Raw genomic sequence first — 16,616 nt, forward strand, 5'->3', positions numbered from 1 at the left:
CAAATTCTTTTAGTTGAAACTTACCAAAACAGGTAAGTTTCACATACTACAAGTGAAAACTGACCAATAAATAAAGTCAGTTTTCATCGACTTTACGCTAAAACATCCATTTAGCTTACAAGATAGAAACCGTGGCATTAGGTTTGCAAACTATCCTCGATTTCTTTCGTTTCAACTCATAGAAAGCGCTAACTAGCTCCCTCCCCTCGCTTCAAACCCTTTAAATTCAAACTTTTGTTCAAAAAAATAGCGCCAAGCCCTCTCAATAATTCATTGAATTTTCTGATATAATCGCGACCAATTTGATTTTGAAAAACTGAGAGAGATTAATGGTCGCTGAAAATCGTGATAAGCAGCTAAGAGCTCGTGTCAAACTTCTAGGAAATATTCTGGGGCAAGTCATCGAACGCCAAGTAGGGCGTGAAACATTTGATGCCGTTGAAAAACTTCGCCAAGGCTACATCAAACTCCAAAAAGAAGATGACCCAGCTCTGCGCGCTGAGCTTGCTGAATTTATTCAACAGCAAGAACCAGAACAACTGAACATGATTATTCGCGCCTTCAACCTCTACTTTAGCCTAGTGAACTTAGCGGAAGAAGAACATCAATATTATGAGCGCCAATCTCAGTTGAAATCCGACGGCCCACTCTGGACAGGATCCGTTTTAAATACCATTGGTGAATTCAAAGAACAAGGTTTAAATGGCGAACAAGTTCAAACCTTACTTGGAAAACTAAACTACATTCCAGTCTTTACCGCTCACCCAACCGAATCAAAACGTCGTTCCGTCATGGACAACTTACGTCGTGTCTTCCTAGATATCGGCGCCCTGAATGAAGCGGAAGCATTAAACAATGATTATGCAAAAGACTCCATTTATCAACAGCTAGAATCTCAAGTGCAAGTCTTATGGCAAACGGATGAAGTCCGTCGCCAGAAGCCGACAGTCGAAGATGAAATTCGCAATGGAATCTACTATTTCCGTCAATCTCTCTTCAATGCAGTTCCGACTGTTTATCGCTACATGGACCGAGCCCTTGCAAAACACTACTCTGAGGATGATATTGAAGTACCAAACTTCCTAACATTTGGCTCTTGGATCGGGGGTGACCGAGATGGGAATCCATTCGTAACACATGAAACGACTGTTCGCGCATTGCTACTACAAACTCGCGCTGTTATCTATGAATATGAAAAACGCGTGTTTGATTTAAGCTCTAAACTCACTCATTCTCGCTATTTATGTAATATTTCGAAGAAAGTGGTTAATCGTGCAACCATCGTTGATGCAGACTTGATCAAAAAAGTATTCAAAAAGCGTCCTGAACGCTTTAAAGATGAACCTTACCGTCGTTTCCTATACCTTATTTTAGGTCGCCTACGTGAAACTCTTGCCTATATAGAAGACTTATTGGCTGATGAAAAGTCTGAAAAAAGCCAGTTTGCTTACAGCAACGAAGGTCAGTTCCTAGAAGATCTTGAAATGATTTATGACTCATTATGCAGTCACGGTGACAAAAACGTTGCAGATGAAGAGTTATTAGATTTAATCCGCCTTGTAAAAACCTTCGGTTTCTACTTAATGCGTTTGGATATTCGCCAAGAATCTACGGTTCACACCGATGCAGTGGCGGACTTATTACAACACCTTGGTATTGACTACAACGCTCTCTCTGAAGAGGAGCGCATGGAGCTACTGGCAAAACACGTTGCGTCACCAACAATTATTGACACGCAACATCTTGCTCTCGACAAGATGACAACCGAAGTGTTAGAAGTCTTTCACGTTATGCGCAAAATGCGTCAGGAAATCTCTCCGAAAGCCTTTAACAACTATGTCATCTCTATGACTCACTCAGCAAGTCACGTGATGGAAGTCCTGTTCCTAGCGCATCAAGCAGGCTTGGCAGGTTACAATGCTGGTAAACCCTATTGTCACATCAATATCAGTCCTTTATTTGAGACGATTGTTGATCTTGAACACATCGTACCGGTTACCAAAGCACTGTTTGATAATCAAACATACAAAGAACTACTAGAGTCAGCAGGCAACCAACAAGAAATCATGCTAGGTTACTCTGACTCTGCAAAAGATGGCGGTAACTTGTCATCATCTTGGTCCTTGTACCAAGCGCAACAACAGATTATGGAACTAGCTGACCAGTCCGGCGTTGACTGTCGTCTATTCCATGGTCGTGGCGGAACGCTTGCTCGTGGAGGCGGCCCTACCCACCATGCAATCCTATCCCAACCGACAGGTACGGTTCGAGGTTCAATCAAGTTCACTGAACAAGGTGAGGTTCTATCCTACAAATACAGCAACTCTGAAACCGCTATGTATGAAATCTCGCTCGGTGTCACTGGTCTGATGAAGGCTTCACTGGGTCTAGTCAAAGAATTGCCAAAAGACCAGCCAGAATACCTTTCTGCCATGCAGAAGTTAGCACAGGATGGTGAAGCTTGTTACCGCCAGTTAACCGATCACACTGACGGCTTCTTTGATTTCTTCTATGAAGCAACTCCAGTCACTGAAATTGGTTTACTGAATATTGGATCACGCCCTTCTCACCGCAAAAAAGGTAATCTTTCGAAAGAATCTATCAGAGCCATTCCTTGGATATTTGGTTGGGCACAAGCTCGCATGACCTTCCCAGCATGGCAAGGTACTGGATATGCGCTAGATAATTGGATTTCTGAACACGGTGATGCCCAGTTAAAAGAAATGTATACCAACTGGCCATTTTTCCGCGCAATGATTAGCAATATTCAAATGGCACTCTACAAAACTAACTTGAAAATTGGTGCTCAATACACCGAGTTAGGACAAAATCAAGATCAAGCGCAAGATGTTTATCATCAGATTGCTGACGAACATGTGCGAGCTGTACAACGTATTTTAGAAGTCAGTGGCAACGAATATCTAATGGCCGAAACGCCTTCTATTGCGTTATCTCTCAAACGACGCAACCCTTATCTAGTGCCATTAAACAACATTCAAATCGCACTGCTTCGTCGTTTTAAAGCGCCTGATGCAACAGAAGAGCAACAAGAAAAATGGCTTAGCCCTCTATTAAACAGCATCAATGCAATTGCAGCTGGAATGAGAAATACAGGATAAGTTCAACTTAGTATTTGCTTTCCACCCAAAAGCCTTACTGATTTACAGTGAGGCTTTTTTATTAGCATGAAATTTATTATGAAATTTTCGGCAGTATTAGAATTTTTTATAAAACTCAGTATAATACTGTTTTTTAATTTCGGGGCTATTACCAAAACAGCATCCGTAGATTTCGGTCTCAATTAAGTTTCTAGATTTATTTTTAAGTCTTAAAATTTAAACACAGCCAAAAGCGAAGAGAAATTATGCAAATCACTCTGTTAAAGTCTAAACTTCACCGCATTACAACCACTCATGCTGAACTGGATTATGAAGGTTCTTGTGCGATTGATGCCGACCTGTTGAAAATGGCTGGAATTCGTGAATACGAACAGATTCAAATCTACAACGTCAATAATGGTGAACGTTTCACTACCTATGCGATTCTAGCAGAAGCTGGTAGCAGGATAGTCTCAGTCAATGGGGCAGCGGCTCATAAAGCAAACCCTGGAGATTTACTAATTATCGCCACCTATGCAAGCATGAATGAAGCTGAAGCGGATAACTACAAACCCACCATGGTTTATTTTAATGACAAAAATGAGGTCATCAAAACCGCCAACGCCATCGCACCTCAATTAGCGACTGCAAGCTAAAAATATAAACACAGCCCATATAATCATAAAAAGCCAATCAAACGATTGGCTTTTTGCTTTTTAAAAAATGCATGACAAGAAAAGAAACTATTGCTCAACAGGTTTTTCTTCAATCATTACGGAAGAAGTCCTACCGGAATTCTCCACGCCACCTTGTTCAACCAATGTTTTGGGCTCGTAACTTGAAACATCGCCATTTCCCTGTGTATTTACCTTTGCACCCGGCCGGCTTTCTTCTCTTGTAATCAAAATTTCTACTCGGCGGTTTTTTGCATGAGCAGCTTCAGTATTCCCCTTAGCAATCGGCTGAGTATCTGCTAAACCTATCGCCTGAACTTGATTAGGTCGAACACTCCCATCCTCAATCAGTTGTGTAATAACACTCGCCGCACGAGCACTGGAAAGCTCCCAATTAGAGCGAAATCGACCGCCGGAAATTGGAATGCTATCAGTATGGCCAACAACTTGAATCGCTACAGCCTCTTTTCGAAATTGGTAAAACTTTCGTAAAATTACTCGGAATCTTGCTTTTAGATCCGCACTGCCTTGATCAAATGCAATTTGCTCAGGAAAAACTAACTGGATCTGGTTGGATTCTTCATTGTAAGCAATTTCAATATTCCCCTCTCCGGTAGAGTGGCTAAAACTCTGCTCAAGCTGTTCAAATAACAATCGCATTGCCTCTTTTTCTTCATCACTCAGGCCTGACTTTGTTGGAGGTTCAATCGATTCGGTCGGGATTTGATCTGGAACACTTCGAAAAAATTCTAGCTGTTCTGGCGTTAACTCAGAACCATTTCCCAAAGCTTCCGTTAAAGACTCTACTACAGCTTTATACTTTGCCGCTTCAGGACTAGACATAGCATACAAAAGGACAAACAATGCCATCAACAACGACATTAAATCGGCAAAGGTTGCCATCCATGCTGGACTTCCACTAGACTTCTTCGCCATCTTTCTTAACCTTAGTACCTTGCAGGTAAGGCGCTAGAATATCACGCATTACTGACGGGTTATGTCCTTGCGCGATACAGTCAACTGCTTCAATAATTAAATGCTGGCGATAGCCCTCACCATGTGCCCAAGACTCAATTTTATCAGCCATAGGTAAAGCAAAAAGGTTGGCTATCATGGCACCATAAAGCGTGGTCAACAAGGCCACAGCCATTGAAGGGCCAATCGCAGATGGGTCTGAAAGATTTGCCAGCATCTGTACCAACCCTACAAGGGTACCAATCATCCCAAAGGCCGGAGCAGTGTCCCCAACCGCGCGAAACACACCGGAACTCGTCTCGGCCTGTTCAGTCATCAACTTATTTTTTTCTAATAATGTACTTTTTACTAGCTCTGCTGAGTAACCGTCCACCAACATTCGAACGCCATCAGAATAAAAGCGATTATCAACCTCATAGTTTTCCATCGCCAAAACCCCTTTTGAACGCACCAAACGCAAAAGGTCTTCGGTCATATCCACTAATTCATTTAAGTCTTTAATTTCTTTTTCGACTTTTAAGACACTAAAAGACATTCCAACTGCTTTTATGCTGTCAGCCATGGAATAACGAATCATTGTTGCAGCTAATGTCCCACCAGCAACAATTAGCAAGCCTGGAATATTAACAAAGAGAAGTATGGAAGATCCTAGGGACATAGCAACCAATACAATGGTCACGCCCATAAAGAGACCGATAAGAGTTGAAAAACTCATTGAACAAAATCACCTATAAACCAAATTTGTTAATCATCAAACATTCTACAGGTTTACGTATAAATACCCGGAATATTTCACTATAAATTGATTAAAGCAATAAATTGTCCAATAGACGAGTTTTTCCAAGACGAGCAACCACTAAAATTACATAGTAATTACAAGATAGCTTTTCTGATTCGATTAAATCCACCGTTAACAAGGTTCCTACCTGACAAACCTGAATATAATCCACCTGACTAAAACCAGCATTTAATAGATTCTCAGAAGCTTTTTTACAGACCTCAGCGACTTTTTGATTTGCATTCAACAACTCTTTTGACATCCATTGTAGTTGTTGATACAAAACCGGTGCAATTTGTCGCTGAGATGCGTCTAAATATTGGTTCCGTGAACTCAATGCCAAACCATCCTCATCTCTGGCAATCGGGGCAATCCTGATATTGACAGGCACACACAAATCTTCAACCATCTTCTGGATGACTGCACATTGCTGAAAATCTTTTTGGCCAAAAACAGCCACATCAGGCTGAACCATGTTAAACAACTTCATCACAACAGTCGTCACACCATCAAAATGACCTGGACGTAAAGCCCCTTCTAACAACCCTGTCAACAAACTAGGAACCTGAACCAAAGTCTGCCCTTGCTGTCCATTCGGATACATTTCCTGAATCGAAGGGTAAAAAACACAATCCGCACTAATCTCTCGCAACCTTTCTTCATCTTGCTGATAAGTTCTGGGGTAGGAGTCAAAATCTTCACCTTCACCAAACTGCAAAGGATTCACGAAGATGCTGACAACCACTTTATCGCACTCAGCTTGAGCAGCTTCAACCAAACTCAAGTGTCCCTGATGGAGGTTTCCCATCGTTGGGACAAGCCCGATACTTAATCCCTGATTGCGCCATTCAGCGACAAGCTGCTGCAGGCTGGAAAGTGTCTGAATTACTTGTAATGACATAGGAAATCTTAAATCGTTTTACACGCTGGTTGATCAATAAAAAACACTAGAAACAGTGCTCTTGAGCAGGAAAGCTTTCTTCTTTAACGGCTTTAACATAGGATCGAATAGCAGACTCAATAGAATTCGTTGCCGCCAAAAAATTATGCGCAAACAAAGGCGTTTTTCCAACGGTGATTCCAAGTATATCTTGCAAGACTAAGACCTGACCATCACAGGCCGGCCCGCTGCCAATTCCAATCACGGGAATGTTTAAACGACTCGTAATTTCCTTAGCTAAGTCGGCTGGAACGCACTCTAACACCAACATATCAGCACCCGCTTGCTCAAGCCCTTGGGCTTGGGACATTAACTTTTCGGCACTTGATTCATCTCGGCCGGCAACTTTATACCCATGTTTTTCAACCGACTGCGGCAGAAGGCCTAAATGTCCACAAACCGGAATGCCTAAATCACTCATGGCTTTTACCATTGGCAATACGCGCTCTCCACCTTCCAGCTTCACCATATTCGCCTGCCCCTCTTTCATCAATCTCGAGGCTGCGGAGAGACAGGTTTCCACAGAGGCATCACTCATAAAAGGCAAATCAGCAATACACCACGACGACTGGTTACCACGTTGAACCATTTGAGTGTGATACACCATTTCATCAAGACTGACAGGTAACGTTGTTTTGTGCCCTTGAACGACCATTCCAAGAGAATCCCCTACCAAAATCACATCCACACCTGCTGTAGACACCCAGTGTGCAAAACTTGCATCATAAGCCGTCAAACAAGCGACTTTTTCGCCACTGCGAACAGATTTTCTTATTGCGGAGAGTGTTTTCACAAGGCAAACCCTTTAGTCATTTCAGTGGTCGTATTATAGAACATTCAAAGCTCTGAAACCTAAGCGAATTTACCGGCCGGTAAAATGAAATTTACAAATTCAAGAAGCGTCCAATGCGACCACAAACGTTTCATCCAAAGCACTAATCATCTGCTCGAGATTGGGTAAATTCGGAATGGATAAATTAGGCGAAATCTCTTGAATAGGCAATAAAACGAAATCACGATTTGGAATTTGCGGATGCGGAATTTGTAAATTATCTTCATCAATAACTTGGGAACCATACACCAAAATATCGACATCAATTAATCGCTCACCCCAGTGCCGCTTCTTGACTCGCCCAAGAGTTTCCTCTATGTTTTGAGTCACCTTCAAAAGTGCTTGAGGAGATAAAGAGGTTGACACTTGAAGCACTGCATTGACAAAATCAGGTTGATCTTGTGGACCTAATGGCTTTGAACCATAAAAGCTGGAACTCATCACTGCAGAAATTTCAGGGTGAGAGTGAAGTGCTTCGATTGCTCGTTCAAGTTGTCGTTTGGGATTATCAAGGTTACTCCCAAGTCCTAAAAAAACCTGTGATTCAACAACAGACATAAAATTCATACATCCAATTTAGGGTTTCAAAAAGACAAACAAACCATAAGATAATTTACCGGCCGGTAGAAAATATCAGCCGATTCGCAATCATTCATCATTCGATTTTTTGGAACTGGAATTCTGACTACGCTTTCGATAGAAATTACGATTTCGACGCGATGGATGGCGGCGTTTTTTCGGATGTTTTAATTTCGCTGTAATCGCAACTTGTTCAACCGGAGTTTTTTCTTGAAAATCCGTCCACCAATCAAACAACTCTCTAAACTCTTGTGAACCGGCGGCAACACGAACGCCTAAAAAATCATAAGCCGCACGAAACCTTGGATGCTCAAGTAGCTTTTGTGCACGATCACCATGACGCTTTGGCAAACGCCACTGTAAATTCCAAATATCACGCATTTGTGCAGTAAGACGTTTAGGAATAGACGTTCGACGAATCTGCTGTTCAATCACATCATTTGACGCGGCATGAAAGGCATCTTGAGGAACCAGACCTGCTTGTAAATGTTGCTGGCGACGTTGCAACATTGGTTCCCATAGCAGAGCAGCAAACAAAAAGGCCGGATTCACCGACTTACCAACCTGAATACGCGCATCGGTGCTTTTAAGCGCTTCAATCACCATCATTCTAGGGAAATTATTTTCCTCATGTGCCAGCAGCTCATCCGTAAGTGGGAACAAGTGGTGAAATAAATTATAGTGCCTCAGCTTTTCAAACACCTCAATTCCAACACCGCTATGAAAAAGCTTTAAAACCTCTTCGAACATTCTGGCGTGAGAGACATCTTTTAATAAAGGCCCTAAGTCGAAAATAGGTTTTTCTGTCGCATCATCTATTTTAAACCCAAGCTTTGCAGCGAAGCGTATCGCACGAATCATGCGAACCGGATCTTCTCTATAACGCGTTACCGGATCACCGATTAACCGAAGCGTTCCTTTTTCAATGTCTTTCAACCCACCCGTGTAATCGACAATCGAAAAATCTTTAATATTGTAATACAGTGCATTGACCGTAAAATCTCGACGCCAGACATCCTCATTAAGCGTTCCATACACATTATCCCGAACTAATCGACCAGTATCATCTACCGCACGGCCGCTAATTTTAACTTTTCGGCCAGGAACACGCTGCCCCAATTCTTTGGCATCAGCCTGCCCACGAAATGTTGCTACTTCAATCACCGTTCTGCCATACCGAACATGCGCTAAACGAAAACGACGACCAATCAAACGACAGCGCTGCTTAAAGACATCTTTTACCTGCTCTGGTTCAGCATTGGTTACGACATCAAAATCTTTCGGCTCAATACCTAACAGCAAATCACGAACACACCCACCCACTAAATAAGCATCAAACCCAGCACGCTTCAATCCGTAAAGGACATCCAAGGCTGATTTATCAATCATTTTTCGAGAAATCCGATGCTGGTCTCGCGTTAAGATAACAGGCTGATTCGATGAAGTGACATTCGATGAAGTGACTTGGGGTTCGGGTTGGCGGGAAAAAAACGCACTAATCTTTCGTATAATTTTTTGCATAAATTTGATAGCTATGGATGAATTACCGATTTTCGGGCAATTACGACAAGCCTCTGATTATATTTTGTATAAATGAATAATCATTTCATTTTAACGGCTTTTACCCAGACTGCAATCTATAGAGAGCTTTGTACGAGATAATAAATAACCAAAATTGGCTAAAATCCTACCGAGCTTTGTTAAAAACCTTGAGAATAGCTAGCTATTCGCTGCACTTTTTGCCTAGCTCAACAGGATTTTTTCTCAATTTATGCTTTATCTCATACTCGTGTTTATACCCTTTGGGTGCAAAGCTCTCCCGAAGACCAAATTAAGGAAATAAATATGACAAAGACTCCACTCAGTGATTCTAAAAAACTCTTACACCCCATTTGGTCTTATGGTTTAGTAATGTCACAGTTTTTCTGGATTGCGGTACTCACCATACTAATGGGATTACCGGAAAATTCACTTTCAATTTTCATTCATTTACTAGGTATCGCACTAGGTCTATGGGCAGTCAAAACCATGCATTTAGGGCATTTCAATATTGTGCCGGACCCATTACCACATTTAAATTTAGTCTCTACTGGACCTTATCGATATATTCGTCATCCAATGTATGCATCCATTTTAATTTTCTTTTTACCGGCCGTGATTTTTCACAATAACTGGATTGTCTGGGCAAGCTATGGCTGTTTATCCCTCACTCTACTACTGAAATTAATTTATGAAGAAAAATTAATTTCTGCGCAATGCCCTGACTATGATGAGTATAAACAACACACTGACCGCTTAATTCCAATGATTTTTTAATCTTACCGGCCGGTAAGAGCTGCATTACTGGGATTTATCCGCAGAAAATGCGAAAATAGCCCTCATTTTTCAATGCAAATAAGAACTTAACATGAATAACAAACCTACACTGTTTAGCGGCATCCAGCCATCTGGCGACTTAATGATTGGTAACTATATTGGTTCAATTAAGAATTGGGTCAATATGCAAGATGATTACAACTGTCTATTTTCTCTGGTCAATATGCACGCGATTACTGTTGAGCAAGACCCGAAAGACCTTATGAATCGCAGTTTGGATTTCGTGGCCTGGTACCTTGCTGCGGGCATTGATCCGAAAAAAAGCACCGTTTTTATCCAATCACATGTTCCAGAGCACACAGAATTAGCGTGGATTTTAAACTGCTACACCTATATGGGTGAACTCAACCGTATGACGCAATTTAAAGATAAATCCGCCAAGCATTCGGCTAACATCAATGTCGGCTTGTTCGACTACCCTGTACTCATGGCCGCCGATATTTTGCTATATCAAACACAAATGGTGCCCGTCGGAGCCGACCAAAAACAACACTTGGAACTCAGCCGAGACTTGGCAATACGCTTCAATAACAAATTCGACCAAGAAATTTTTAAGGTTCCAGAACCATTCATTCCTCCGGCTTCATCCGGTGGTCGAATTATGAGCTTGCAAGATCCACTTTCCAAAATGTCGAAATCGGACGAGAACAAAGACAATTTTATTGCGTTAGCGGATGATCCGAAAAAAATTCTTAAAAAATTCAAAAAGGCGGTAACAGACTCAGGTTCCGAAATTCATTATGACCTTGAAAACAAACCTGGGATTTCGAACTTGCTAACCATCTATTCCGTCATTAGTGGCAAAACCATTCCAGAAGTTGAAAAGCATTTTGAAGGTAAAATGTACGGACATTTAAAAGTAGAACTTGGCGAATTGGTTGGCGAATACTTAGCGCCGATTCAAGCAGAGTTTACGCGCATTCGTGAGAATGAGGATGAACTCAAAGCCATCCTAAAAAGTGGTGCTGAAACGGCTCGCGAGCAGGCACAAAAAACACTCAAACAGGTTCATGAAACCATTGGCTTTGTTCTACCTTAAGCCTTTCATAGCAACCGGCCGGTATATTCCACAATTCTTACCGGCCGGTAAACTCTTCAATGCATTCAGCTTAATCAATAATATTCAGACAATAAAAAACCCCGCTTAATACATGATTAAACGAGGTTCTTAAATAATGGCGCGCCCGAAGGGAGTCGAACCCCTAACCGCTCGGTTCGTAGCCGAGTACTCTATCCAGTTGAGCTACGGGCGCAGTTTTTTTTGTGCGAACAACTAATGTTCAAAATAACCCTGTTAACAATTAATTTTGAAAACAAGGTTTGAAATAATGGCGCGCCCGAAGGGAGTCGAACCCCTAACCGCTCGGTTCGTAGCCGAGTACTCTATCCAGTTGAGCTACGGGCGCTGAATTGATGGCGCGTATTATGCGGATTAAACGAAAACTTGTCAAACGTTTTTTGAAAAAACATTCCGCTTTTTTCAAAACCCTAAAGTCAATATTCCCACAACCCCTCTGCGTCCTTCATTTGTGATTAATTCTCATATTCAGGAAGCAATTTAGTCATTCGTTGCATGCTTATGCAAGCAACAGAATTGTTGCAAATCCAAATGACTTGCTGGCATAGGTTTGTGGTAAAGATACCCTTGAACTCGGTCACAGCCAACTTCCTTTGCAACCTTCTCATGAGCTTTCGTCTCAATTCCTTCAGCAATAACTTTTAACCCCAAACTATGACCCATAGCTACAATCGCCTGCATTAATGAATAGTCATTCTTGTCTTCAGGCGCATCTCTCACAAAAGACTGATCGATTTTCAATACACTCACTGGAAAGTTTTTCAAGTAACTTAATGAAGAATACCCCGTTCCAAAATCATCTAATGATAACTTAACACCTTTTTCACTCAGCATTTGCAATTGGTGAATTTGCACATCATTGGCTTGTATCAAAGTATTTTCTGTAATTTCGATACCGATTTTGCCATAAGGAATCTGATATTCTTGCATTTTCTCCAAGATGGTCTGCCGTGTTTCCATTTCATCCAAATAACGTCCAGAGAGATTCACATCAATACTGCAATCAAATCCTTCATAAGCCCAGGCCTGATATTGCCGACAAGCTTCATTAATAACCCAATCATCCAATTCAAAAATTAAACGGCTCTTTTCAGCAATTGGAATAAACTCGGCTGGAGAAATAACTGTTCCATCAGGCTTGATCCACCGAACCAAAGCCTCAAAGCCAATAAACTCTTTACTAAGCAGATCAAACTGTGCCTGATAATTTAATTGCAATTCATTATTAACAATCGCTTGTCTTAGCCCATTTTCAATAAAACTCCATCGGTGCAAGGCATCATTCATGGAAGACTCAAAAAATCGATAGCAGCTTTTCCCTTGATTTTTAGCATGGTACATCGCCATATCCGCATGCTGCAAAAGCTTCTCACTGGTTAAACCATCCTCGGGATAATGACTAATCCCAATGCTTGTAGAGAGATAGGTCTGCCGACTACCCACATCAATAACTGTTTCTGACAAAGTTAGAGAAGGCATCAACTGCCCGAGTAATTCCATATTACTTTGAGGAATTAACAGAACAAATTCATCCCCACCCATTCGACACAAAATATCGGTATTTCTGATTTGTTTTTGCAGATGGCTTGCAACCGTTTTTAACAACTGGTCGCCAAAAGAGTGGCCAAGGGTATCATTAATCTTCTTAAAATCATCAATATCGATAAAACACACCGCAAGCGAATGACCGAATGCTTCAGCCTCTTTAATATGTTGCTCCAGCTCAATAAAGAACAAATCGCGATTCGGCAAGCCTGTCAATTGATCATAAGAAGCAATAAAGCTCAGTTCTTGCAAAGTACTTTGGGCTTTTTCTTCCGCTTTTTGAATACGATGGCCATAATATCGGACACCTAAAACCAGAAAAATTGCAATAACGATAAAAAAGGCACTACTAACTAACAAGTCCCTCCAAAAGGACTTAATCCAATCACCAAGATCAAGAGAGAAATACAATTCTCCAACCGTTCGCCCCCCTATTTCCGTTAAAGGCAAAGATTGCCAAGGACTTATCTTCGACGTTTTAAATGCCTCCGGCTCTGTCGAAAAAAATTCTAAAAGGCTTTCCTGATTAATTGAATGATTTGAAGTCACCAATCGATTGTCAAAACTTGACCAAGGAAGTCGATGTTTAAACACACTATCACCGGTTGCCCAATTACCTTGCGAGATATACTTTTTATGTAAACCAATAAACATCGGACTCATATGATGTTCTGCTAAAGATTCAACAATATGATCCAAGTCAATTCCTAATTCCAAATAACCGATTTGCCTACCGCTTTGGTCATACCAAGGACTCACCGCTCGTAAAGTCAAAGTACCCATAACACCCAATTCTACGCCTGTCTCTACCTGCTTGGTCTGTTCGGCTTTCAACATAGTGATACGATTAATCTGATCGCCATAATGTTCTGGTGCATGCACTCTCAAGTAATTCACTCTGTCTAAATCAGTGAAATAAAAATGCGTAATTTGGTTAGGTAATAATGCTTGTTGGAAAACAGGATCACTGAGTGCAAAGAGCTTCTTTCGATCCTTATTAAGAAAGGCTTTCTGCAGGGAAGAATTTTCTTGCAATAAGAATAAGGCACCCTCCAAATATTGACTTTTTTGCCTCAAGGCAAACGAATAGTAATTCGTTACATCTTTAAGGTTTTTCTGAAAATTATGGTTCAAAGAACTATTAAATTGGTTATAGGCAGCTACCCAATAAATAATCAAGAGCAAACCAAGTGAAACGCTTATTAGAATAGAAATATGCTTATAGAGAAGTGCTGACGGCGTAAAACGATATTTCGACGATCTGCTAATCATAGACTATCAACTCGAGGTATTCACTAAGTTAGAAAAAATGACCAATTAAAAACCTGTACTTAAACAACCATAATACAGTGCTTACTTTATTATTTTTTTAAAATTATGGACATCATAGTCGCTACAAAAAACCGTGCCCTCTGATATGAATTCATTCTACACCTGAATTACAACTGAAAACTCATTTATAAAACCGCCTAAAAAGTTTAAAAAACAACGAGCTATAAAAACCCATAATTTCACTTGCTAGATACACAGAGCACTCTATCTGCTCTTTAGCCCTAACTTTTTTTCATGAAAAATTAAACTATTTGTAGCGCGTTTGTTTTCTAGCATGCTCATTATGAAGGTTTTCATTAATTCAAATGGACTTGTCATGACAATCTCTCGCCGTAAATTCATCCAACTACTTGGACTAGCTTCTGCCTCAATTGTGGTGTCTTCAGGCCTTAACGGATGCCAATCCAATGACTCTAATAACAATTCTTCATTCGATTACGGTGTCGCTAGCGGCGATCCTTTAAAAGATCGAGTGATTATATGGACACGAATCACGCCTGAAACGAACGACGCTGTAAAAGTCAGTTGGGAAGTTGCAGAAGATGAAAGCTTTACCAATCTAGTAAATTCAGATGAAACGCTCGTTACTTACGATACCGATTACACACTAAAAGTAGATGTTCAAGGCCTAGAAGCTGGCAAACAGTATTTTTATCGCTTTTACTGCAACGGAGTCTATTCCCCTACCGGAAAAACTAAAACATTAGTCGATGAAACTGCTGAAAGCGTCAAGTTTGCAGTCTTTTCCTGCGCAAATTTCCCGGCCGGTTTCTTTCACATTTATGATGCGGCCGCCAGCCGTTCCAACAATATCGATGCCGTACTCCATCTTGGAGATTATATCTATGAATATGACATTAATGGTTATCCTGATGCAGGCAATGGCGAGGAGATAAATCGAGTTCATCAACCGACAAATGAATGTATCACTCTTGACGATTACCGGACTCGTTACGCTCAGTATCGCTCAGATTCTTCATTACAAAATCTTCATGCAAGCTTGCCATTCATCTGTGTTTGGGATGATCATGAAATTGCAAATGACACCTATATTGATGGCGCTGAAAACCACGATACATCAGAAGGTAATTTTTTTGATCGTCGAGCTGCAGCCATTAAGGCTTGGTATGAATGGCTGCCCGTTCGTGCTCCAGAGATTGAAGCAAATCGTATTAAAACTTACCGCCGATTCGATTTCGGTAACATCTTGTCTTTATTGATGCTTGATACACGAGTTATCGGTCGTGATAAACAGCTAGACTATTTTGACTATTACAGCTCAGACGGTGTCTTTGATGCAGCCAGTTTTCAAGCAGACATGCAAGATTCAAACCGCAGTTTACTTGGAGCAGATCAATTAACGTGGCTACAAGGCCAATTGCAAGACTCTGTAGCGCAAGGCCAAAAATGGCAAGTACTCGGCCAACAAGTCCTAATGGCGAAAATGAACTTACCTAGCTCGATTATTCAATTAGACCCATCGACAGGAAAACCAGACCCATCAAACCTTGCAATTTATCAGCAAACTGCAAGTGCCTATCAAGCACTAATCACAAAAATCGTAACCGATTTAACGATTCAAGGAGATTTGCCAACTTATGCCGCTGGGATTCCAAATTTCAATAGCCTGAATACAACAGAACAGGGAATTGCATTGACACTTGCTATGCAATCAAATGAGCCAGCTCGATATGGAAGTATCTTTTCAACGTTAACACTTGAGGAACAAACAACTCTTCAAACTTACGGTGATTTACTAGATCCAAATTTAAACCCAGCCATTCCATACAACCTTGATGCGTGGGATGGGTATGCTGTCGAAAGAGAAATTATTTATGCAACTGCTCAAGCCCTATCAACCAATTTAGTGGTTCTCGCTGGTGATACTCATAATGCTTGGGCTGCAAACCTAACCGATTTAAATGGTACAAAAGTGGGCGTTGAATTTGCGACTGCCTCCGTATCCTCACCAGGAATGGAAAAATATTTATCCATTCCTGAAGGCGCTGAATCATCCATTGAAAGTGGCATTACCCAATTGGTTGAAGATCTCGTCTTTACAAATCTGACTCAACGCGGTTATTTAGAAATAACCTTCAATCAAGCAGAGGTATTAGGTGAATGGTTATTTATTGGCAGAGGTGCAGAAAAACTTTCAAATACCCCAGCCCTTCAGTCACTTAAAACCCTACGCTCATTAATAAATCAGCCTGATTTAATGACTTAATCTAACGAATCATTCTCAATTTAGAGGAGACAATATATATTGATCTCCTCTTATCAAGAAGCTTTCTACTAACTAGCCCCAAAATGCTTACAACTCAAATATTGAGCAACAACCATTTCATTCATCAAGCCTTTTGACTTTGAGATCCAGATCATAAAAGTATTTAATTCACTTTATTCATT

General features: G+C 40.9%; 12 protein-coding genes and 2 tRNA genes. 5 read left to right on the forward strand and 9 right to left on the reverse strand.

What is annotated here, in order from left to right; genetic code table 11:
- Positions 1–329 precede the first annotated feature (329 nt).
- Together ppc and panD are read left to right on the forward strand one after the other, a co-directional pair.
- A complete protein-coding gene (ppc, locus tag D9T12_RS08865; RefSeq protein ID WP_130537840.1) occupies positions 330–3,119 on the forward strand; it encodes a phosphoenolpyruvate carboxylase in 2,790 nt (929 codons plus the stop codon).
- 245 nt (positions 3,120–3,364) lie between these two features.
- Entirely contained in the window at positions 3,365–3,754 is a 390-nt protein-coding gene (gene panD / locus D9T12_RS08870; protein WP_130537841.1) for an aspartate 1-decarboxylase, read from the forward strand.
- Positions 3,755–3,841: 87 nt separating this feature from the next.
- Here the strand turns inward: panD and D9T12_RS08875 are convergent, their stop codons facing one another.
- The 6 genes from D9T12_RS08875 to pcnB all read right to left on the reverse strand — a co-directional run bounded on the left by D9T12_RS08875 (position 3,842) and on the right by pcnB (position 9,397).
- Entirely contained in the window at positions 3,842–4,708 is an 867-nt protein-coding gene (locus D9T12_RS08875; protein WP_130537842.1) for an OmpA/MotB family protein, read from the reverse strand.
- A complete protein-coding gene (locus tag D9T12_RS08880) occupies positions 4,692–5,462 on the reverse strand; it encodes a motility protein A (protein WP_130537843.1) in 771 nt (256 codons plus the stop codon). The genes D9T12_RS08875 and D9T12_RS08880 overlap by 17 nt, the downstream gene beginning before the upstream one ends.
- Positions 5,463–5,553: 91 nt before the next feature.
- Positions 5,554–6,426 (reverse strand): pantoate--beta-alanine ligase, encoded by an 873-nt coding sequence (gene panC, locus D9T12_RS08885; RefSeq protein WP_130537844.1) that lies wholly within the window; start codon positions 6,424–6,426, stop codon positions 5,554–5,556.
- A gap of 46 nt (positions 6,427–6,472) precedes the next feature.
- Positions 6,473–7,258 carry a 3-methyl-2-oxobutanoate hydroxymethyltransferase gene (panB, locus tag D9T12_RS08890; RefSeq protein ID WP_130537845.1) on the reverse strand — a complete coding sequence of 262 codons (786 nt, stop codon included), beginning with the start codon at positions 7,256–7,258 and terminating at the stop codon, positions 6,473–6,475.
- A 99-nt stretch (positions 7,259–7,357) separates the two neighbouring features.
- Positions 7,358–7,855: a 2-amino-4-hydroxy-6-hydroxymethyldihydropteridine diphosphokinase gene (folK, locus tag D9T12_RS08895; RefSeq protein ID WP_130537846.1), complete on the reverse strand. Its 498-nt coding sequence runs from the start codon at positions 7,853–7,855 to the stop codon at positions 7,358–7,360.
- A gap of 90 nt (positions 7,856–7,945) precedes the next feature.
- The gene (gene pcnB / locus D9T12_RS08900; RefSeq protein WP_130537847.1) at positions 7,946–9,397 is read right to left on the reverse strand and encodes a polynucleotide adenylyltransferase PcnB; all 1,452 of its coding nucleotides are present in this window, start codon (positions 9,395–9,397) and stop codon (positions 7,946–7,948) included.
- A 324-nt stretch (positions 9,398–9,721) separates the two neighbouring features.
- On the opposite strand from pcnB, the gene D9T12_RS08905 reads away from it, so the two are divergent.
- Together D9T12_RS08905 and trpS are read left to right on the forward strand one after the other, a co-directional pair.
- Entirely contained in the window at positions 9,722–10,192 is a 471-nt protein-coding gene (locus D9T12_RS08905) for a methyltransferase family protein (RefSeq protein ID WP_130537848.1), read from the forward strand.
- A 91-nt stretch (positions 10,193–10,283) separates the two neighbouring features.
- On the forward strand, positions 10,284–11,291 hold the full coding sequence (trpS, locus tag D9T12_RS08910; protein WP_130537849.1) for a tryptophan--tRNA ligase: 1,008 nt from the start codon (positions 10,284–10,286) through the stop codon (positions 11,289–11,291).
- A gap of 137 nt (positions 11,292–11,428) precedes the next feature.
- On the opposite strand, the gene D9T12_RS08915 is transcribed toward trpS, so the two are convergent.
- The 3 genes from D9T12_RS08915 to D9T12_RS08925 all read right to left on the reverse strand — a co-directional run bounded on the left by D9T12_RS08915 (position 11,429) and on the right by D9T12_RS08925 (position 14,147).
- Positions 11,429–11,505 (reverse strand) — tRNA-Arg (locus tag D9T12_RS08915).
- Between the two features lie 76 nt (positions 11,506–11,581).
- Positions 11,582–11,658: transfer RNA gene (locus D9T12_RS08920), tRNA-Arg, on the reverse strand.
- A 152-nt stretch (positions 11,659–11,810) separates the two neighbouring features.
- Positions 11,811–14,147 carry a bifunctional diguanylate cyclase/phosphodiesterase gene (locus D9T12_RS08925; protein WP_130537850.1) on the reverse strand — a complete coding sequence of 779 codons (2,337 nt, stop codon included), beginning with the start codon at positions 14,145–14,147 and terminating at the stop codon, positions 11,811–11,813.
- 376 nt (positions 14,148–14,523) lie between these two features.
- On the opposite strand from D9T12_RS08925, the gene D9T12_RS08930 reads away from it, so the two are divergent.
- Positions 14,524–16,434 (forward strand): alkaline phosphatase D family protein, encoded by a 1,911-nt coding sequence (locus tag D9T12_RS08930; RefSeq protein ID WP_165395080.1) that lies wholly within the window; start codon positions 14,524–14,526, stop codon positions 16,432–16,434.
- The last annotated feature ends 182 nt before the right edge of the window (positions 16,435–16,616 follow it).

The organism is Thiomicrorhabdus indica, assembly GCF_004293625.1.
GTDB lineage: Bacteria > Pseudomonadota > Gammaproteobacteria > Thiomicrospirales > Thiomicrospiraceae > Thiomicrorhabdus > Thiomicrorhabdus indica.